The 18,999-nt window shown below is 72.6% G+C and carries 13 protein-coding genes; 6 read left to right on the top strand and 7 right to left on the bottom strand.

Features of this window, described 5'->3' with window-relative positions:
• Nucleotides 1–9: 9 nt before the first annotated feature.
• Complete coding sequence (gene dnaE / locus NPS70_RS23240; protein WP_256526325.1) at nt 10–3,549, bottom strand: DNA polymerase III subunit alpha; 3,540 nt, start codon at nt 3,547–3,549, stop codon at nt 10–12.
• Nucleotides 3,550–3,717: 168 nt separating this feature from the next.
• Here dnaE and NPS70_RS23235 point away from each other — a divergent pair, with 168 nt between their 5' ends.
• The 4 genes from NPS70_RS23235 (at nt 3,718) to NPS70_RS23220 (ending at nt 8,620) form a co-directional block, all read left to right on the top strand.
• Nucleotides 3,718–5,088: a DUF2252 domain-containing protein gene (locus tag NPS70_RS23235; RefSeq protein ID WP_256526324.1), complete on the top strand. Its 1,371-nt coding sequence runs from the start codon at nt 3,718–3,720 to the stop codon at nt 5,086–5,088.
• Nucleotides 5,089–5,126: 38 nt separating this feature from the next.
• On the top strand, nt 5,127–5,807 hold the full coding sequence (locus NPS70_RS23230; RefSeq protein WP_256526323.1) for a hypothetical protein: 681 nt from the start codon (nt 5,127–5,129) through the stop codon (nt 5,805–5,807).
• Between the two features lie 176 nt (nt 5,808–5,983).
• Nucleotides 5,984–6,760: a thioredoxin domain-containing protein gene (locus NPS70_RS23225; RefSeq protein ID WP_256526322.1), complete on the top strand. Its 777-nt coding sequence runs from the start codon at nt 5,984–5,986 to the stop codon at nt 6,758–6,760.
• A 213-nt stretch (nt 6,761–6,973) separates the two neighbouring features.
• Nucleotides 6,974–8,620 carry an alkaline phosphatase D family protein gene (locus NPS70_RS23220; RefSeq protein WP_256526321.1) on the top strand — a complete coding sequence of 549 codons (1,647 nt, stop codon included), beginning with the start codon at nt 6,974–6,976 and terminating at the stop codon, nt 8,618–8,620.
• A gap of 172 nt (nt 8,621–8,792) precedes the next feature.
• Here the strand turns inward: NPS70_RS23220 and NPS70_RS23215 are convergent, their stop codons facing one another.
• Nucleotides 8,793–9,362 (bottom strand): dienelactone hydrolase family protein, encoded by a 570-nt coding sequence (locus NPS70_RS23215; RefSeq protein ID WP_256526320.1) that lies wholly within the window; start codon nt 9,360–9,362, stop codon nt 8,793–8,795.
• Between the two features lie 75 nt (nt 9,363–9,437).
• Here NPS70_RS23215 and NPS70_RS23210 point away from each other — a divergent pair, with 75 nt between their 5' ends.
• Nucleotides 9,438–10,550 carry a mechanosensitive ion channel family protein gene (locus NPS70_RS23210; protein ID WP_256526319.1) on the top strand — a complete coding sequence of 371 codons (1,113 nt, stop codon included), beginning with the start codon at nt 9,438–9,440 and terminating at the stop codon, nt 10,548–10,550.
• 96 nt (nt 10,551–10,646) lie between these two features.
• Here NPS70_RS23210 and NPS70_RS23205 read toward each other — a convergent pair whose 3' ends face one another.
• From NPS70_RS23205 to NPS70_RS23185, 5 genes are all read right to left on the bottom strand, one after another.
• Entirely contained in the window at nt 10,647–12,233 is a 1,587-nt protein-coding gene (locus NPS70_RS23205; RefSeq protein ID WP_256526318.1) for a Na+/H+ antiporter, read from the bottom strand.
• A gap of 146 nt (nt 12,234–12,379) precedes the next feature.
• Nucleotides 12,380–12,859, bottom strand: coding sequence for a GNAT family N-acetyltransferase (locus NPS70_RS23200; RefSeq protein WP_256526317.1), 480 nt, complete (start codon nt 12,857–12,859; stop codon nt 12,380–12,382).
• On the bottom strand, nt 12,856–13,797 hold the full coding sequence (locus NPS70_RS23195) for an RluA family pseudouridine synthase (RefSeq protein WP_256526316.1): 942 nt from the start codon (nt 13,795–13,797) through the stop codon (nt 12,856–12,858). The genes NPS70_RS23200 and NPS70_RS23195 overlap by 4 nt, the downstream gene beginning before the upstream one ends.
• Before the next feature lie 17 nt (nt 13,798–13,814).
• Nucleotides 13,815–14,375: a signal peptidase II gene (gene lspA, locus NPS70_RS23190; protein WP_256526315.1), complete on the bottom strand. Its 561-nt coding sequence runs from the start codon at nt 14,373–14,375 to the stop codon at nt 13,815–13,817.
• 72 nt (nt 14,376–14,447) lie between these two features.
• Nucleotides 14,448–15,287, bottom strand: coding sequence for a TraR/DksA family transcriptional regulator (locus NPS70_RS23185; RefSeq protein ID WP_256526314.1), 840 nt, complete (start codon nt 15,285–15,287; stop codon nt 14,448–14,450).
• Nucleotides 15,288–15,839: 552 nt separating this feature from the next.
• Here NPS70_RS23185 and ileS point away from each other — a divergent pair.
• Nucleotides 15,840–18,977, top strand: coding sequence for an isoleucine--tRNA ligase (ileS, locus tag NPS70_RS23180; RefSeq protein WP_256526313.1), 3,138 nt, complete (start codon nt 15,840–15,842; stop codon nt 18,975–18,977).
• Nucleotides 18,978–18,999 lie beyond the last annotated feature (22 nt).

Genomic DNA, 18,999 nt, shown 5'->3' with positions numbered 1-18,999 from the left:
CCTGCCGGCTCAGCCCGCCAGACAGGAGGGGCCGAGCAGCACCTTCAGGTCGCCGAAGAGGGCGGGATCGGGCTGGACCCGGTGGCGGTCGAGCCGCAGGACCGTGGTCGTGCGGGGGCCCTGGAGCTTGATCCGCACCTCGGTGTTGCCCTTGTGGTGGCTGAGGATCTCGCCGAGGCGGGCGACCATGGGCGGGGTGACCCGCACGGTCGGGATGGTGACGACCACCGGCGCGTTGGCGCCGGCGGAACTCAGGTCGGGGACCTGGAGCTCCATGGCCACCAGCCGGGGCACGTCCTCCCGCTTGTCGAGCCGCCCCTTCACGAAGACCACGGTGTCCTCGACCAGCTGCGTCGACACCAGCTGGTAGGTCGCGGGGAAGAACATGCACTCGATCGAGCCCGCCAGGTCCTCGACGGTGGCGATGGCCCAGGCGTTGCCCTGCTTGGTCATCTTGCGCTGGAGGCCGGAGATGATCCCGCCGATGGTGACGACCGCGCCGTCGGAGTGCTCGCCGCCCGTCAGCTGGGCGATCGCCGCGTCCGTCTTGTCGGAGAGCACGTGCTCGATGCCGAACAGCGGGTGGTCGGAGACGTAGAGGCCGAGCATCTCCCGCTCCTGGGCGAGCAGATAGGACTTATCCCACTCGACGTCCGAGAACTCGACGTCCAGCCCGAAGCCGGGTTCGCTGCTCTCCTCCTCGCCCATCCCGCCGAAGAGGTCGAACTGCCCCTCGGCCTCCTTGCGCTTCACCGCCACCACGTTGTCGATCATCGGCTCGTGGTGGGCGACCAGGCCCTTGCGGGTGTGGCCCATCTCGTCGAAGGCGCCCGCCTTGATCAGCGACTCGACGGTGCGCTTGTTGCAGACCACGGCCTCGACCTTGTCGAGGAAGTCGGGGAAGGTGCTGTACTTCCCCTTCGCCTTGCGCGTGCGGATGATCGACTCCACCACGTTGGTGCCGACGTTGCGGACCGCAGTGAGGCCGAAGAGGATCACGTCGTCGCCCTGGGCGGCGAAGTTGGGCTGCGACTCGTTGACGTTGGGCGGCAGGACCTTGATGCCCATGCGGCGGCACTCGTTCAGGTAGACGGCGGACTTGTCCTTGTCGTCCTTGACCGAGGTGAGGAGGGCCGCCATGTACTCGGCGGGGTGGTTGGCCTTGAGGTAGGCCGTCCAGTACGACACCAGGCCGTAGGCGGCGGAGTGGGCCTTGTTGAAGGCGTAGCCCGCGAAGGGGACCAGCACGTCCCACAGCGCCTGGATCGCCTCGTCGCTGAACTCGTTCTTACGGGCGCCGGCCTGGAAGATGGTGAAGTTCTTCGCCAGCTCCTCGGGCTTCTTCTTGCCCATCACCCGGCGGAGGATGTCGGCCTCGCCGAGCGAGTACCCGGCGATGATCTGGGCGGCCTTCTGCACCTGCTCCTGGTAGACGATCAGGCCGTGGGTGACGTCCAGGACCTCCCTGAGCGGCTCCTCCAGCTCGGGGTGGATGGGGGTGATCTCCTGCTGGCCGTTCTTGCGCAGGGCGTAGTTGGTGTGGGAGTTCATGCCCATCGGGCCCGGCCGGTACAGGGCCGAGACGGCGGAGATGTCCTCGAAGTTGTCGGGCTTCATCAGCCGCAGCAGGGAGCGCATCGGCCCGCCGTCGAACTGGAAGACGCCCAGGGTGTCGCCGCGCTGGAGGAGCTCGAAGGTCGTGGGGTCGTCGAGCGGGAGGCTCAGGAGGTCGATGTCGACCCCCTTGTTGGCCTTCACCATCTTGACGGCGTCGTCCATGATCGTGAGGTTGCGCAGGCCCAGGAAGTCCATCTTGAGCAGGCCGAGCGACTCGCAGCTCGGGTAGTCCCACTGCGTGATGGTGACGCCGTCGGTGTGGCGCACCCAGACGGGGACGTGGTCGGTGATGGTCTCGCTGGACATGATCACGCCGGCCGCGTGCACGCCCATCTGCCGGACCAGGCCCTCCACACCCCGCGCGGTGTCGATGACCTTCTTCACGTCCGGCTCGTTCTCGTACATCCCGCGGACCTCGCCCGCCTCCGAGTACCGGGGGTGGGAGGGGTCGATGATGCCGGAGAGCGGGATGCCCTTGCCGAGCACGTCGGCGGGCATGGCCTTGGTGATCCGGTCGCCCATCGCGTACGGGTAGCCCAGCACGCGGGCGGAGTCCTTGATCGCGTTCTTGGCCTTGATGGTGCCGTAGGTGCCGATCATGGCGACCTTGTCGGCGCCGTACTTCTCGGTCACGTACCGGATCACCTCGACGCGCCTGCGCTCGTCGAAGTCGATGTCGACGTCGGGCATCGAGATGCGCTCGGGGTTGAGGAACCGCTCGAAGATCAGCCCGTGCGGAATGGGGTCGAGGTCGGTGATGCCCAGCGCGTAGGCGACGATCGAGCCGGCCGCGGATCCCCGGCCGGGGCCGACGGCGATGCCCTGGTTCTTGGCCCACATGATGAAGTCGGCGACCACGAGGAAGTACCCGGGGAAGCCCATCGAGATGATCGTGTCCATCTCGTACTCGACCTGCTTGAGGCGGTCCTCCGGGACGCCGCCGGGGAAGCGCCGCTCCATGCCCCGCATGGTCTCCTCGCGGAACCAGGAGACCTCGGTGTAGCCCTCGGGGATGTCGAACCGGGGCATCAGGTCGCGCTTCTCGAACATGCCCGTGGTGTCGACCTGCTCCGCGACCAGCAGGGTGTTGCGGCAGCCCTCCTGCCAGGCGTCGGAGGAGTCGATGGCGTACATCTCGTCGGTCGACTTGAGGTAGTAGCCGGTGCCGTCGAAGCGGAAGCGGTCCGGGTCGGAGAGGTTCTTGCCCGTCTGGATGCACAGCAGCGCGTCGTGCGCCTGCGCCTCGTGGGAGTAGGTGTAGTGCGAGTCGTTGGTGACCAGCGGCGGGATGCCGAGCTTCCGGCCGATCTCCAGCAGGCCGTCGCGGACCCGGCGCTCGATCTCGATGCCGTGGTCCATCAGCTCCAGGAAGTAGCGGTCCTTGCCGAAGATGTCCTGGTAGTCCGAGGCAGCCTTCAGCGCCTCGTCGAACTGACCGAGGCGCAGCCGGGTCTGGAGCTCGCCGGAGGGGCAGCCGGTGGAGGCGATCAGCCCCTCGGACCACTGGGCGATGGTCTCCTTGTCCATCCGCGGCCACTTCTGGAGCCAGCCCTCGGCGTAGGCGTCGGAGGAGAGCCGGAAGAGGTTGTGCAGGCCGGTGGCGTTCGCCGCCCAGATGGTCTTGTGGGTGTAGCCGCCGGAGCCGGAGACGTCGTCCCGCTTCTGGTGCGGCTGCCCCCACTGGATCTTCCGCTTGTTCCGCCGGGACTCGGGGGCGACATAGGCCTCGATCCCGATGATCGGGGTGACCCCGGCCTTCTTCGCGGAGTGGAAGAAGTCGTAGGCGCCGTGCAGGTTGCCGTGGTCGGACATGGCGATGTGGGTCATGCCCATCTCGTTGCACGCGTCGAACATGTCCTTGAGCCGCGCGGCACCGTCCAGCAGGGAGTACTGGGTGTGGACGTGCAGGTGCGTGAAGGGCGGCTTGGTCACGGCGGATGGCCTCCGGGGAACGTCGGTCGCCAGGCTGGGCGCGGTCTGGGGGGACAGCTCGGAAGTCTACGTGCCGGCGCAGACGGCGGGCGGGCACTCCGGGAGGGTGCCGCGCGTTGGTACCGGGCGACAGGCCACGCCCCGCGATCCCCCTGGAGGCACCGCGCGATGCCGCTCCCGCAGCACGACGCCGAGCAGCGCGGCGAGGAGATCCTCGCCGTCTTCGACTCCGCCTTCGGCGAGCTCCTGGCCGCCGATCCGGCGGCCTTCCGGGTCAAGTTCCGCAGGATGGCCGCCTCGGCCTTCGCCTTCTACCGGGGCAGCGCCTGCCTGTTCTACGGCGACCTGCGCGAGGAGCGGGAGGGCGGGCCGTTCCTGGACGAGCGCACCGGCCGGGTGTGGATCCACGGCGACCTGCACGCGGAGAACTTCGGCACCTACATGGACGCCACGGGCCGCCTGGTCTTCAACGCCAACGACTTCGACGAGGCCTACGTCGGCCCGTTCACCTGGGACCTGCGGCGCCTCGCGGCCTCCCTGGCGCTGATCGGCTACACCAAGGCGCTCAGCGACCCCCAGATCACCGAACTGGTGCGGATCTGCGCCGCCGCCTACCGGGAGCGGATCGGTGCGCTGGCCGCCGGCGCGGGGCGCGAGGAGCTGCCGCCGTTCATGCTGGACACCGCCGAGGGCCCCCTGCTGGAGGCCCTGCGCGCGGCCCGCTCGCTGACCCGCTTCTCACTCCTGGACTCGCTGACGGAGGTCCACGACGTGGAGCGCCGCTTCGGCTCCGGCGGCGGGGCCGTCGAGCTCGACGCGGCCACCCGCTACAAGGTGCTGGACGCCTTCGACGGCTATCTGGAGACGCTGCCCGAGGCCAGCCTGGCCCGGCCCGACTCCTACCGGGTCAAGGACGTGGTGGGCCGGCGCGGCGTGGGGATCGGCTCGGCGGGCCTGCCCTCGTACAACATCCTCCTGGAGGGCAGCAGCGACGCCCTGGAGAACGACGTGGTGATCTACATGAAGCAGGGCCAGACCCCGGCCGTCTCGCGCCATGTCACGGATCCCGCGGTGCGCGCCTACTTCCGCCACGAGGGCCACCGCACCGTGATCTCCCAGCGCGCGCTCCAGGCGCACGCCGACCCCTGGCTCGGCTGGACGGAGCTGGACGGGGCGGGCCAGCTGGTCGCCGAGGTCTCGCCGTACGCGGTGGACCTGGACTGGTCCGGCCTGGACGACCCGGCCGAGATGGCGGCCGTCGTGGCCGACCTGGGTCGCGCCACGGCCACCATGCACGCGGCGGCGGACGACGAGAGCGGCCACTCGCTGGTGCCGTACTCCACCGAGCGCGCCATCGACGCGGCGATCGCCGCGGACGAGGAGGGCTTCGCGGAGCTGCTCGTGGACTTCGCACACGACTACGCCGCCCGCGCCCGGACCGATCACATGATCTTCGTCGACCTCTTCCGCAACGGGCGGATACCCGGACTGGCGGCCGCCCCGCCCACCGTGTTTCCGGCCGCCCGCCTCGGGGCCTGACACCGCCCCGACAGGAAGGCGTGGCACACTCACCCACGATGGACATATCCGGGACGCAGACGCGGGTACTGCGGGCGGCGGTCTTCACGGCACTGGTCGTGACGCTGTCCGCGGCCTCCCATGTGCTGCTCTCGCAGGCCCCGCTGCCCGTGGCCACGGTCGCGCTGCTGTCGGCGGCCGTGTTCGGCGTCGCCTACGCCCTCTCCGGCCGGGAGCGCGGCTACTGGCGGATCGCCGGGCTGCTGATCCCCCTGGAGCTGGCGGCGGACACGGTCTTCACCACCGGGCAGCACGCCTGCTACGGGGCGGCCGGCGGGCCGGTCACCGGCTCGCTGCGCTCGGTGGGCCTGGACGTGCTGTGCAGCGGCGTCGGCAGCGGGCTCGCCCCGCTCGCAGCGGGCGGCGGCCCGGCGCCCGCCGCGCTGCACGGCTCCCCCGACCCGGCCGTGCCGTGGCTGCTGCTCGCGGCGCACATCGCCGTCGGCGCCGTGGCGGCGGCCTGGCTGCGGCGCGGTGAGGCCGCGCTGGCGCGGCTGCTGCGCACCGCCTGCGCCCTGGCCTTCCGGCCGCTGCTGCTGGCGGTGGCGGCGGTCCGCCCGCCCTGCCCCCGGCGGCTTCCCCGGCCACCGGCCCGGGCACCGCGCGCGGCGCGCACCCGGCTGCTGGTGCACGCCGTGGGCCGGCGCGGTCCGCCGGGTGCCGTGCCGCACGTCGCCTGACGCCCGGACCGTCCGCGCCCGGGCCCCCCGTGCGCGGCTCGCCCGCGCCCCGCGTGCGGCACCCGCCCCGTTCGACCCCCGCGCCCCGCCTCCGCCCGCCCCCGTCCCGGGGCGGCACGCGGCCCTGCCGGGCGCGCACCCAGCCGTACCCCATCCCCACACGGAGTGACACCACCATGAGCAAGCGCAACAGCCAGGCCAGCAAGACCGCGGCCCGCGAGCGTCTGCGCGAGGAGCGCGAGCGCCAGGCCAAGAAGGACAGGATGCGGCGGCAGATGGTCGTCGCCGGAGCCGGAGCCCTGGTGCTGGCCCTGGCCGGCGGCATCGGCTACGCCGTCGTGCAGGCCAACAAGCCCTCCGAATGGGAGGCGGCCAAGGACCAGACGCTGGTGAAGCCCGCCAACTCGGGCGGTGACGGCCTGACCGTCAGCCTGGGCAAGGGCGGCGGCAAGACGATCGACATCTACGAGGACCTGCGCTGCCCCGCGTGCGCCGCCTTCGAGCAGACCAACGGCGAGAAGCTGAAGAAGGGCGCCGAGGAGGGGAAGCTCACCCTCCGCGTCCACCTGGGCTCGATCATCGACGACAACATCGGCGGCAGCGGTTCCAAGAACGCCATCAGCGCGCTCGGCGCCGCCCTGAACGTCAGCCCGGAGGCCTTCGCCGAGTACCACGGCCTGCTCTACTCGGCGGAGCACCACCCCGAGGAGATCGACGACAAGTTCGCCGACGACTCCTACCTCCTCGACGTCGCGAAGAACGTCGACGCGCTGAAGGACAGCGAGGAGTTCAGCCAGGCCGTCGAGAAGGGCACCTACGACAAGTGGGCCCTGACGGTGATCGACGACTTCAACGAGGCCGGGATCAAGGGCACCCCCACGGTCCGCATCGACGGCAAGGACGTCGAGCAGACCGCGCTCCCCGCGGAGCTGGAGAAGCTCGGCGTGCAGTAGGGCCGCGGCGGCGCCCGAAGGGCCGGCGGGCACCCCTGGCGGGGTGGCCGCCGGCCCTTGGCGCGTCCGCGCGCGGACCGGGCGGGGCCCGGGGCGCCGGGGGCGGGGGAACGGAACGGCCCGGGGTCGTCGGGGGCACGGCGGCACCACGGCACGAGGAACTTTCGGTTTTCGGCCAGACATTCGGCCTACTGGTCAGTAGTCTGATCGGCCGTGACCAGTCGACTCATCTCAACTCCCAGCCGCCGTACGGTCGTCAAGGCCGCCGCCGCGACCGCCGCCGCCCTTCCCGCCGCCGCTGCCGCCGCGGGCCATGCCACCGCCGCGGACGCCCCTCCCGCCTTCCTCCACGGCGTCGCGTCCGGCGACCCGCTGCCCGACGGCGTCCTGCTGTGGACGCGTGTGACACCAGGCCCTGACGCCGTACCCGGATCGGGCAGAGGCGCCGACACCACGGTCGCCTGGGAGGTGGCCGAGGACCGCGGGTTCACCCGGATCGCCGCCCGCGGCTCCCTCACCGCCCGCGCGGCCTTCGACCACACCGTCAAGGTGGACGTGCGCGGGCTGCGCCCGGCCACCGACTACCACTTCCGCTTCACCACGGGAGGCGTCCTCTCCCCCGCCGGCCGCACCCGCACCGCCCCCGCCGCCGACTCCTCCGGCCCCGGCATCCGCTTCGGCGTGGTCTCCTGCGCCAACTGGGAGGCCGGCTGGTTCTCCGCCTACCGGCACCTGGCCGCACGCTCCGACCTCGACGCGGTGCTGCACCTGGGCGACTACCTGTACGAGTACGGCTCGGGCTCCTACCCCTCCGAGAAGTACACGGTGCGGCCGCACGAGCCCCGGCACGAGATCCTCACGCTCGCCGACTACCGGCTCCGGCACGCGACCTACAAGACCGACAGCGACCTCCAGGCGCTGCACGCCGCCCACCCCGTGGTCGCCATCTGGGACGACCACGAGATCGCCAACGACGCCTGGTCGGGAGGGGCGGAGAACCACACCCCCGGCACCGAGGGCGACTACGCGGCCCGCGTCGCGGCGGCCAAGCAGGCCTACTTCGAGTGGATGCCCGTACGCACCTCCACCGAGGGCACCGTCTACCGCCGCCTGCGCTTCGGCCGCCTGGCCGACCTGCACCTGCTGGACCTGCGCTCCTTCCGCTCCCAGCAGGTCGGCGTCGGCAGCGGCGAGGTCGACGACCCGGACCGCACCATCACCGGGCGCGCCCAGCTGGACTGGCTGAAGGCCGGCCTGACCGCCTCCGAGGCCCGCTGGCAGCTGGTGGGCACCTCGGTGATGATCTCCCCGGTGGCCTTCGGCTCGATGCCCGCCCGCCTGCTGCGGCCGCTCACCGAGCTGCTCGGCCTGCCGGAGGGCGGCCTCGCCGTCAACACCGACCAGTGGGACGGCTACACCGACGACCGCAGGGAGCTGCTGGCCCATCTGACGGACCGGGGCGTGGAGAACACCGTCTTCCTCACCGGCGACATCCACATGGCCTGGGCCAACGACGTCCCCGTGCGGGCCTCGACCTACCCGCTGTCCCGCTCCGCGGCGACGGAGTTCGTGGTCACCTCGGTGACCTCGGACAACCTGGACGACCTGCTCCACGTGGCCCCCAACACCCTGTCCCTGGTGGCGGAGACCGCGGTCAAGGCCGCCAACCGCCATGTGAGATGGGTGGACATGGACGCCCACGGCTACGGGGTGCTGGACGTCACCGCGGAGCGCACGCAGATGGACTACTACACGGTCTCCGACCGGACCCGCAAGGACGCCACCACGGCGTGGGCGCGCTCGTACCGCACCCGCAGCGGCACCCAGAAGGTGGAGCGGGTGAACGCGCCGGTGCGGTAGGCCCTCGCGTACGGCCGGCCCCTCGCGCCCGCCCCCGTCGGGAAGACCGGGGCGGGCGCAGCGCGTCCCGGCCCGGCGGCACCGGGCGTCCCCGCCGCGTGACGTCGGCCACCCCGGCGGCGTGAGCCTTCTCACGGGGAGCGGTGGGCGCGGCCCGTCCGCCCGGCCGGCCTCACAGGGTGCCGAGGAAGCCCAGGGCCACCCGCCAGGTCCGCTCGGCCGCCTCCTCGTCCCAGTCGTCCAGCCCCTGGTCGGTGAAGAGGTGGCCCGCCCCGGGGTAGCGGTGGACCTCCACGTCCGCTCCGGCGCGGAGCATCCGCAGGTACCAGGCGTTGAGCCAGTCCTCCGACTCGAAGGGGTCCGGCCCGGCCATGTGCAGCTGCACCGGCAGGTCCTCGGGCGCGACGGTCCCGGGCACATCCGAGGTACCGTGCAGGAGCAGCAGGCCGCGGGCCTTCTCGTCGGCCAGGGCCACGTCCTGGGCGAGGGCGGCGCCCAGCGAGAAGCCCGCGTAGACGAGGCCGGCCTCCGAGAGCGGGGCCGCGGCGAGGGCGGCGCGGCGCAGCAACTCGTCCCTGCCGATGCCCTCCATGAGCGCCTGTCCGTCCTCGGTGGACTCGGCGGTTTGCCCGTCGAAGAGGTCGGGCACGCGCACCTCGTGCCCGGCGGCCCTCAGGCGGTCCGCGGCCGCGTGCACCGCCGGCCGCAGGCCGTACGTGGAGTGGAGGAGCAGGATGTTCATCCCGACATCCTGCCAGTGACCGCCCCTTGGGCCGACCGGGCCCACGCACGAGGAAAGACACGGAGTCAGGAAGACATGGAGAACGTACTGCGCCCGCTGGTCGTCGTCGGCGGTTCGGTGCTGCTGACGCTGCTCGTCGGCCTGGCCGTCGACCGGCTGATGCGGCGCGCCGACGACCGCCACCCCGAGACGCCCCTGTGGGGGCTGCTGCGCCGCTGCCGCACGCCGCTGCAGGCCGTGGTCCTCGGGCTGGTGCTGCGCGCCTCCTACGGCCAGATCCGGCAGCCGCTGGTGGCGGACCACCGGGCGGGTATCGACCACGTCCTGTCGCTGGTGCTGATCGCCGCGAGCGCCTGGCTGGTCCTCGGGATCGCCTCCGCGGCGGTGGAGTCGACCTACGCCCGCTACGCCGCGGCGACCCGCGACGCGGCCCGCGTCCGGCGGGTGCGCACCCAGGTGACGCTGATCATGCGCATCGTCACGGCCGTGGTGGCCGTGGTCGCGGCCGCGTCGATGCTGCTCACCTTCCCGGGCATGGAGAAGCTGGGCGCCTCGATGCTGGCCTCCGCGGGAATCGTCGGCATCGTCGCCGGTGTGGCGGCGCAGTCCACGCTCGGCAACCTTTTCGCGGGCTTCCAGATCGCCTTCGGCGACATGGTGCGCATCGGCGACACGGTGGTCGTCGACGGCGAGTGGGGCGTGGTGGACGAGGTCACGCTGACCTTCCTGACGGTGCGTACCTGGGACGAGCGGCGGATCACCATGCCCGTGTCGTACTTCACCTCCAAGCCCTTCGAGAACTGGTCCCGGGGCGGGGCCCAGATGACGGGCACGGTCTACTTCCACCTGGACCACACGGCGCCGGTGGGGCTGATGCGGGAGAAGATGCAGCGCATCCTGGAGGAGTGCCCGGCCTGGGACCGCCGCGACTGGAGCATCGCGGTGACGGACACCACGCCGACCACGATGCAGGTGCGGGCCGTGATGACGGCCAAGGACGCCAACGACATCTGGACGGCCCGCTGCACGGTGCGCGAGCAGATGGTGGCCTGGCTCCAGGAGGAGCACCCCTACGCCCTGCCCAAGGTCGCCACCGGTCCGGCCGCGGCCCGGCCCTCGGTGCCCGGCCCGGCCCGGGAGCCCTCCCTCCCCGTGGAGGCGGACACCCCGCGCACCGGCCGCGGCTGAGCGGCGCGGCCCGCCCCGCGGGGTGTCCGCCGGCGGGGCGGGCGCCCACCGCCCGGCGACGGACTCCCGCGAGGGCGGGCGGGGCCCGGTCACGGGTCAGTGCAGGCTGCGGACGTCCAGCCGGTGCAGCACCCGGTCCACGATCTCCGGGTCCGCTCCCGGCTCGTTGCGTGCGGAGAGCACCTCGTGGCGCGCGGCGGAGAGCATCTCCCGGCGGATGCGGGTCAGCGTCCCACGGCGCCGCTCGCGTACGGCGAACCACTCGCGCCGCTCCTCCTCGGCCACGTCGGGGCTGATCCGCGCCCCGAGGTCGTAGGCGCTGCGCAGCAGCCGCTCGCTGACCTCCTCCGGCAGCTCCTCGGCCGCCTCCAGCTCCCGCAGCCTGCGGCGGGCCGCCCTGGCGGCCCTCAGCGCGAGGGCCTGCTCCAGCTCCCGCTCGGCGTCGGCGTCGGCGCGGACCCCGAGGCGGCGCACCAGCCGGGGCAGGGTCAGCCCCTGGACGACCAGCGTGGTCATGATCACCGCGAACGCGAGGAAGATCACGGTGTCCCGCATCGGGAACGGCGCCCCGGCGTCGGTCTCCCTCGGGATGGCCAGGGCGAGCGCCACCGAGGCCACGCCCCGCATCCCCGCCCACCAGACGACGATCGTCTCCCGCCAGCCGGAGGGCACGTCCTCGTCCACGTCCCGCCGCCGGTGCAGGCGGCTCGCGAGCCAGGAGGCCGGGAGCAGCCAGAGCAGCCGCACGCCGACGACGACCGCCACGACCGCGGCGCTCCAGGCGAGGAGTTCGCCCGGGCGGCCCTCGGCGGTGCGGAAGACGTTGTGCAGTTCGAGCCCGATCAGGCCGAAGGCCACCCCCGTGACCAGGGTGTCCACCACCCCCCAGAAGGCGTTGGCGGCGAGGCGCCCCGTCACGTCGTCGGCGTCGGCGGTGCGGTGGGCCAGGTAGAGCGCGGCGGTGAGGACGGCGAGCACCCCGGAGCCGAGCAGTTCCTCGGCGAGGGCGTAGGCGGTGAAGGGCACCAGGAGCGTCAGCCCGGTCTGGAGGGTGGGGTCGTCCAGCAGCCCCGTCAGCTTCTCGCCGGCCCACCCGAGCGCCCCGCCGACCAGCAGGGCGACCACCGCCGACAGGACCAGTTCCCCGGCCGCCCGGCTCCAGGAGAACGTTCCGCTGACCACCGCCGCGACGGCCACGTGGTAGAGCACGATCGCCGTGACGTCGTTGAACAGTCCCTCGCCCTCCATGATCGACACCAGTCTGCGCGGCAGCCCGAGGGAGTTCGCGACCGCGGTGGCGGCCACCGGGTCGGGCGGGGCGATCAGCGCTCCGAGGACGACCGCGGCCGCGAGCGGCAGGCCGGGGACGACGGCGTGGGCGACGGCCGCCACGGCCGCGGTGGTGACGAGGACCAGCGCCACGGCGAGCAGCAGGATCGGGCGGGCGTTGGCGGCGAACTGCCGCCACGAGGTGCGCTGCACCGCCGCGTAGAGCAGCGGGGGCAGCACCAGCGGGAGGATGAGGTCCGGCGGGACGTCGACGTCGGGCACGAAGGGCAGGACCGCGAGGACGGCGCCGAGCAGGGTCATCAGCACGGGCGGGGGCAGCCCGGCCCGGCGGCCGAGCGGGACCGTGACCACGGCGCCGAGCAACAGCGTGAACAGCAGCGCCAGTTGGTCCACGGCGTGGCCTTTCGGAAGTGCGAACCTCGTGGATCGAGGTCAACACCCTGCCACGGGCGCCGGGCGCCGGCCCTCGCGGCAGCGCCGTGCCGACCGGGTGGCCGCCGCGCCGGTGTCCGGGCGCGGCGCACGGGCCGCCGGGCGCCTCAGGTCCGAAGGACGCGCCGCATCGAGCGGTGGGGAATGCCCGCGTCCGGGAACTCCGCGCCGTAGGCCCGGTAGCCCAGGCGCTCGTAGAACCCCAGGGCGTGGGTCTGGGCGTGCAGGTCGACCGCGGCGAGGCCCAGCGCACGGGCCTCGTCCTCGACGGCGCGCACCAGGGCGGCGCCCACACCCAGTCCGCGGGCGGACCGGGTCACGGCGAGCCGGCCGAGCGCACCGACGCCCGGGTCGCCGCCGGTCCGGGAGGCGGCGGCGGGGCCGTGGAGCAGCCGCCCGGTACCCAGCGGGGTGCCGTCCTCACGGACCGCGAGGACGTGGACGGTGGCGGCGTCCTCGGCGTCGTGCGCGTCGTACTCGATCTCCTCCGGGACCCGCTGCTCGGTGACGAAGACCTCCCTGCGGACCGCGAAGCAGGCGGCCCGGTCGGCGGGCCCGGCGGCGGGCCGCACGGTCCAGGCGCTCATGCGCTCTCCGCCGCGATGACGTCCAGGGCCTTGCGGAGGTCGTCGGGGTAGGCGCTCTCGTACTCGACCCAGCGCCCGTCGGAGGGGTGCTCGAAGCCGAGGCGCACGGCGTGGAGCCACTGGCGGGTGAGCCCCAGCCGCGCCGCCAGCCGCGGGTCCGCGCCGTAGGTGAGGTCCCCCACGCAGGGGTGCCGGTGGGCCGCCATGTGCACCCGGATCTGGTGGGTGCGGCCCGTCTCCAGCTTGATGTCCAGCAGGGAGGAGCCGCGGAAGGCCTCGATGAGGTCGTAGTGGGTGACCGAGGGCTTGCCCTCGGCGGTGACCGCCCACTTGTAGTCGAGGGTGGGGTGGCGGCCGATCGGGGCGTCGATGGTGCCGCTCATCGGGTCGGGGTGCCCCTGCACCAGGGCGTGGTAGCGCTTGTCGACGGTGCGGTCCCGGAACTGCTGCTTGAGCAGGGTGTAGGCGCGCTCCGACTTGGCCACCACCATCAGCCCGGAGGTGCCGACGTCGAGGCGGTGCACGATCCCCTGGCGCTCGGCGGCGCCGGAGGTGGAGATGCGGTACCCGGCGGCGGCGAGACCCCCGATCACGGTGGTGCCCGTCCAGCCGGGGCTCGGGTGCGCGGCCACGCCCACCGGCTTGACGATGACGACGATGTCCTCGTCGTCGTGGACGATCTCCATGCCCTCGACCGGCTCGGCGACGATCTGCACCGGGGCCGGGGCCTGGGGCATCTCGACCTCCAGCCAGGCCCCGCCGCGGACCCGCTCCGACTTGCCGACCACCGCGCCGTCGACCAGCACCTTGCCCGCGGCGGCGAGCTCGGCCGCCTTGGTGCGGGAGAAGCCGAACATGCGGGAGATGGCGGCGTCGACGCGCTCGCCCTCCAGGCCGTCGGGTACGGGCAGGGTGCGGATCTCGGGAAGCGTACTCACCCGTCGAGTATGCCTTGTCAGTCCTTGTGGACCGTCCCGTCGGGGTCCAGGCCCCGGAAGGACAGCAGCACGATCAGCACGCCGCCGCACACGATGGCGGAGTCGGCCAGGTTGAACACGGCGAAGTGCGCGGGCGCGATGAAGTCGACGACCGCCCCCTCGAAGACGCCCGGGGACCGGAAGATCCGGTCGGTGAGGTTGCCCAGCGCCCCGCCGAGGAGCAGACCGAGCGCGATGGCCCAGGGCAGGCTGTAGAGCTTGCGCGCCAGGCGGATGATCACCACGATGACGGCCGCGGCGATGAAGGTGAACACGAAGGTGAACGCCTCGCCCATGCCGAAGGCGGCACCGGGGTTGCGCACCGCCTGGAAGGTGAGCAGGTCGCCGACGACCTGGATCGGCTCGCGGTGCTCCAGCTTCTCCACGACGATGATCTTGCTCACGAGATCGAGCACGTAGGCCGCGACGGCCACGGCGAACAGCGCGACGATCCTGCGCCTGCCCCGGGGCTGCTCGGCCGGTGCCGTCGCGTCGTCGTCAACGTCCGGCGTACCGATGGTGCGCTCCGCCTCTGCCACGTGTGTCCCTCAACCTAGGTGCCGACCAGGGCGACACGCCCTGGGTCGAGGGTACGACACGTGTTCCCGGCCTCAGCCGCGCCGTTCCTGCTTCTGCTTGCACTCGACGCACAGGGTCGCGCGGGGGAAGGCCTGCATGCGGGCCTTGCCGATGGGCTTCCCGCAGCTCTCGCAGAGCCCGTAGGTCCCCGCGTCGAGACGCTCCAGGGCGCGCTCGGTCTGTTCCAGCATCTCCCGGGCGTTCGCCGCGAGGGCCAGCTCGTGCTCGCGGGTGATGTTCTTGGTGCCGGTGTCGGCCTCGTCGTCGCCGGCACCGTCGCCGGAGTCCCGCATGAGCCCGACCAGCGCGTTCTCGGACGAGGTGATCTCCGCGGTGAGCCGGGCGGCCTCACCCTCCAGCTCCGTGCGCGCCCCGGTGACCTCCTCGGGGGTCCAGGGGTCCTCGCCGGGCCGCACCGCAAGCTCGTCGGGCGGCGCGGCGGCCGCCGTACGGGCGGGGGGCAGGCCCACCGCGCTTCCCGCTGCGGTCTTCTTCGTTGCCACCGTCCTGGCTCCTGTCTGCTCGGCGGCCTCGGCCGCCCCCTGGGCCGCGGGTGCGGCCTCCGTCGCGGCCGCCTCGGCGGCCGCTTCCGCACCGGCCGGGCCCGCGGCCCGGCCGGATGCGGCGGTCTTCCTCGCCGCGGACTTCTTCGCCGCCGCCTTCCGCGCCGGGGCGGCCTCGCCGGCGGCCGCCCTCTTCGCGGTCTTCTTCGCCGCCTTCTTCGCCGCGGACTTCCTGGCCGCCGTCTTCTTCGCGGCCGGCTTCCCCGCCGCGCCCTTCCCGGCGGCCGCCTCCGGGGCACCGGCAGACCCCGCGGGCGCCGCGGCGGGACGGGTCGGCGCCGAGTCCTCGGCGGTCTTCTTCGCCACCATGGCCGCGACCCCTTCACATTTTGTGATCTTGCTCGCGAATCGTGCTGGGACGATAAATCGACACCGGCCCGGCGGCAACGGGGCACGCCGCCGGATCGGCCGGGTACGGGTGGCGGGGCTCCGCGTCCTCCAGCGTTGTGCCCAGCTCCCCGCCCGGTAATCCGCCCCGCGGGCGGCTGCCCCCCTCGGGAGACCGGCGTGCGGCATTCGGGCCAACGCCGCGCCCGCGGCACCCCGCGGAAAACCGGGCGGCCCGCGCTCCCCGCGGCCCGTACACTGGGCCCAGCGAAAGGCGTGGATGGGGACGAGTAGCGTCGTACGCAGCCATGAGCGACCCGGGGACGGTGCGAGCCCGGGGGCGAGCGCGACGTGAAGCATCACCCCGGAGCCGCCGGAGGAAAGCCCGCAGGCGAGTAGAACCGGCGTCGCTGCCCCAATGAGGGGGCCCGGGACCGCGGTGTCCGGGGCCAAGGAGGGTGGTACCGCGGGAGCGCAGTGGATGCGGCTCTCGTCCCTCCGGACGGAAGAGGCACAGTCCGCCGGAGGAGACCGATGACGCCGCCGCAGTACCGCCAGGTACCCGCCCAGGTAGACCTGCCCGCGCTGGAGCACGCCGTGCTCGGCTTCTGGCGCGAGGCCAAGATCTTCGCGAAGAGCCTGGAGCAGTCCGAGGGACGCCCCGAGTGGGTCTTCTACGAGGGCCCGCCCACCGCGAACGGCATGCCCGGCGCCCACCACATCGAGGCCCGGGTCTTCAAGGACGTCTTCCCCCGCTTCCGCACCATGCGCGGCTACCACGTGGCCCGCAAGGCGGGCTGGGACTGCCACGGCCTGCCCGTGGAACTGGCCGTCGAGAAGGAGCTCGGCTTCTCCGGCAAGAAGGACATCGAGGCCTACGGGATCGCCGAGTTCAACGAGAAGTGCCGGGCCTCCGTCTCCCGGCACACCGACGCCTTCGCCGAGCTCACCACGCGGATGGGCTACTGGGTCGACCTCGACGAGGCGTACTGGACCCTGAACCCCGAGTACATCGACTCGGTGTGGTGGTCGCTGAAGCAGATCTTCGACAAGGGCCTGCTGGTCCAGGACCACCGGGTCGCCCCCTGGTGCCCGCGCTGCGGCACCGGGCTGTCCGACCACGAGCTGGCGCAGGGCTACGAGACCGTGGTCGACCCCTCGGTCTACGTGCGCTTCCCCCTGGTCTCCGGTCCGCTGGCCGGCGAGGTCTCGCTCGTCGTGTGGACGACCACCCCGTGGACGCTGGTGTCCAACACCGCCGTCGCCGCGCACCCCGACGTGACCTACGTGGTGGCGACCGACGGCAGGGAGCGGCTGCTCGTCGCCGAACCGCTGCTGGAGAAGGCGCTCGGCGAGGGCTGGGAGGCCACCGGGCAGAGCTTCACGGGCGCGGAGATGGAGCGCTGGGAGTACCGGCGCCCCTTCGAGCTCGTGGACTTCCCCGAGAAGGCGCACTTCGTGGTCAACGCGGACTACGTGACCACCGAGGACGGCACCGGCCTGGTGCACCAGGCGCCCGCCTTCGGTGAGGACGACCTCAAGGTGTGCCGGTCCTACGGGCTCCCCGTGGTGAACCCCGTCCGCGCGGACGGCACCTTCGAGGAATCGGTCGGCCTGGTGGGCGGCCAGTTCTTCAAGAAGGCCGACGAGGCGCTCACCGAGGACCTGGACGCCCGCGGCCTGCTGTTCCGGCACATCGCCTACGAGCACAGCTACCCGCACTGCTGGCGGTGCCACACGGCGCTGCTGTACTACGCGCAGCCGTCCTGGTACATCCGCACCACCGCGGTCAAGGACCGTCTCCTGGAGGAGAACCGGGCGACCAACTGGTTCCCGGAGTCCGTCAAGGAGGGCCGCTTCGGCGACTGGCTGAACAACAACATCGACTGGGCGCTGTCGCGCAACCGCTACTGGGGCACGCCGCTACCGGTCTGGCGCTGCGAGGACGACCACGTGACCGTGGTCGGCTCCCGCGCGGAGCTGGGCGGGCTGGCCGGCCGCGACCTGTCGGACTTCGACCCGCACCGCCCGTTCATCGACGAGGTCACCTTCGACTGCCCGCAGTGTGCGAGGACGGCCACCCGCGTCCCCGAGGTCATCGACTGCTGGTACGACGCCGGGTCCATGCCCTTCGCGCAGTGGGGCTACCCCTACAGGAACAAGGAGCTGTTCGAGAAGCGCTTCCCGGCGCAGTTCATCTCGGAGGCCATCGACCAGACCCGCGGCTGGTTCTACACCCTCATGGCCATCGGCACCCTGGTCTTCGACAAGTCGCCGTACGAGAACGTCGTCTGCCTGGGCCACATCCTGGCCGAGGACGGCCGGAAGATGTCCAAGCACCTGGGCAACATCCTCCAGCCCATCCCGCTCATGGACCAGCACGGCGCCGACGCGGTCCGCTGGTTCATGGCGGCCGGCGGCTCGCCCTGGGCGGCGCGCCGGGTCGGCCACAGCACCATCCAGGAGGTGGTGCGCAAGACGCTGCTCACCTACTGGAACACGGTCGCCTTCCAGGCCCTGTACGCCCGCACCGCGGGCTGGGCGCCGTCGGAGGCCGACCCCGCCCCGGCTGAGCGCACCGTCCTGGACCGCTGGCTGCTGAGCGAACTGCACACGCTGGTGGACCAGGTCACCCGGGCCATGGAGTCCTACGACACGCAGCGGGCGGGCAAGCTGCTCTCCGCCTTCGTCGACGACCTGTCGAACTGGTACGTGCGCCGCTCCCGCCGCCGCTTCTGGCAGGGCGACCGGGCCGCCCTGCGCACCCTGCACGACGTGGTGGAGACCGTGACCCGGCTCATGGCCCCGGTGACCCCGTTCATCACCGAACGCGTCTGGCAGGACCTGGTCGTCCCGGTCGCACCCGACGCCCCGGAGTCGGTGCACCTGTCGGCCTGGCCGACCGCGGACCCCGGTGCCGTCGACCCGGACCTCTCCCGGCAGATGGCCCTGGTGCGGCGGCTCGTGGAACTGGGGCGCGCCACCCGGGCGGAGTCGGGCGTCAAGACCCGCCAGCCCCTGTCCCGGGCGCTGGTGGCGGCGGCCGGCTTCGAGACGCTCCCGCCGGAGCTGCGCGCGCAGATCACCGAGGAGCTGAACGTCACCTCGCTGGCCGCGCTCTCCGAGGTCGGGGGCTCGCTGGCGGACACCACCGCGAAGGCCAACTTCCGGGCGCTGGGCAAGCGCTTCGGCAAGGGTGTGCAGGAGGTCGCCAAGGCCGTGGCGGCGGCGGACGCCGCGGCGCTCGCGCTCGCACTGCGCTCCGGGGAGGCGAGCCTGGAGGTGGGCGGCGAGACGATCGCGCTCTCCCCCGAGGAGGTCATCATCACGGAGACGCCCCGCGAGGGCTGGTCCGTGGCCTCCGACGCGGGCGCGACGGTCGCTCTCGACCTGGAGATCACGCCCGGGCTGCGCCGTGCCGGCCTGGCGCGCGACGCCATCCGCCTGATCCAGGAGGCCCGCAAGAACAGCGGTCTGGACGTGGCGGACCGGATCGCGCTGCGGTGGACCTCGACGGATGCCGAGGTCGCCTCCGCACTGGCGGAGCACGCGGAACTGATCGCGGACGAGGTGCTGGCCACCGACTTCGCGACCGGCGACGGAGACGAGGGCTTCGGCTCGCCGTTCCGGGACGAGGGCCTCGGCCTGGTCTTCCGCCTCCGCAGGGCCTGACCCGCTCCCCGAGGGCCCGGAC

Source organism: Streptomyces sp. C10-9-1 (assembly GCF_024497955.1).
GTDB classification, from domain to species: domain Bacteria; phylum Actinomycetota; class Actinomycetes; order Streptomycetales; family Streptomycetaceae; genus Streptomyces; species Streptomyces sanyensis.
The sequence above is the reverse complement of the archived record's forward strand: the minus strand, read 5'-3'. Positions and strand labels throughout refer to the sequence as shown.

Coding starts and splice junctions, on each gene's coding strand:
- NPS70_RS23225 (WP_256526322.1), top strand. CDS start 5,984: ATGAGCAAGCGCAACAGCCAGGCCAGCAAGACCGCGGCCCGCGAGCGT.
- NPS70_RS23235 (WP_256526324.1), top strand. CDS start 3,718: ATGCCGCTCCCGCAGCACGACGCCGAGCAGCGCGGCGAGGAGATCCTC.
- NPS70_RS23200 (WP_256526317.1), bottom strand. CDS start 12,859: ATGAGCGCCTGGACCGTGCGGCCCGCCGCCGGGCCCGCCGACCGGGCC.
- NPS70_RS23210 (WP_256526319.1), top strand. CDS start 9,438: ATGGAGAACGTACTGCGCCCGCTGGTCGTCGTCGGCGGTTCGGTGCTG.
- NPS70_RS23230 (WP_256526323.1), top strand. CDS start 5,127: ATGGACATATCCGGGACGCAGACGCGGGTACTGCGGGCGGCGGTCTTC.
- NPS70_RS23185 (WP_256526314.1), bottom strand. CDS start 15,287: ATGGTGGCGAAGAAGACCGCCGAGGACTCGGCGCCGACCCGTCCCGCC.
- NPS70_RS23215 (WP_256526320.1), bottom strand. CDS start 9,362: ATGAACATCCTGCTCCTCCACTCCACGTACGGCCTGCGGCCGGCGGTG.
- ileS (WP_256526313.1), top strand. CDS start 15,840: ATGACGCCGCCGCAGTACCGCCAGGTACCCGCCCAGGTAGACCTGCCC.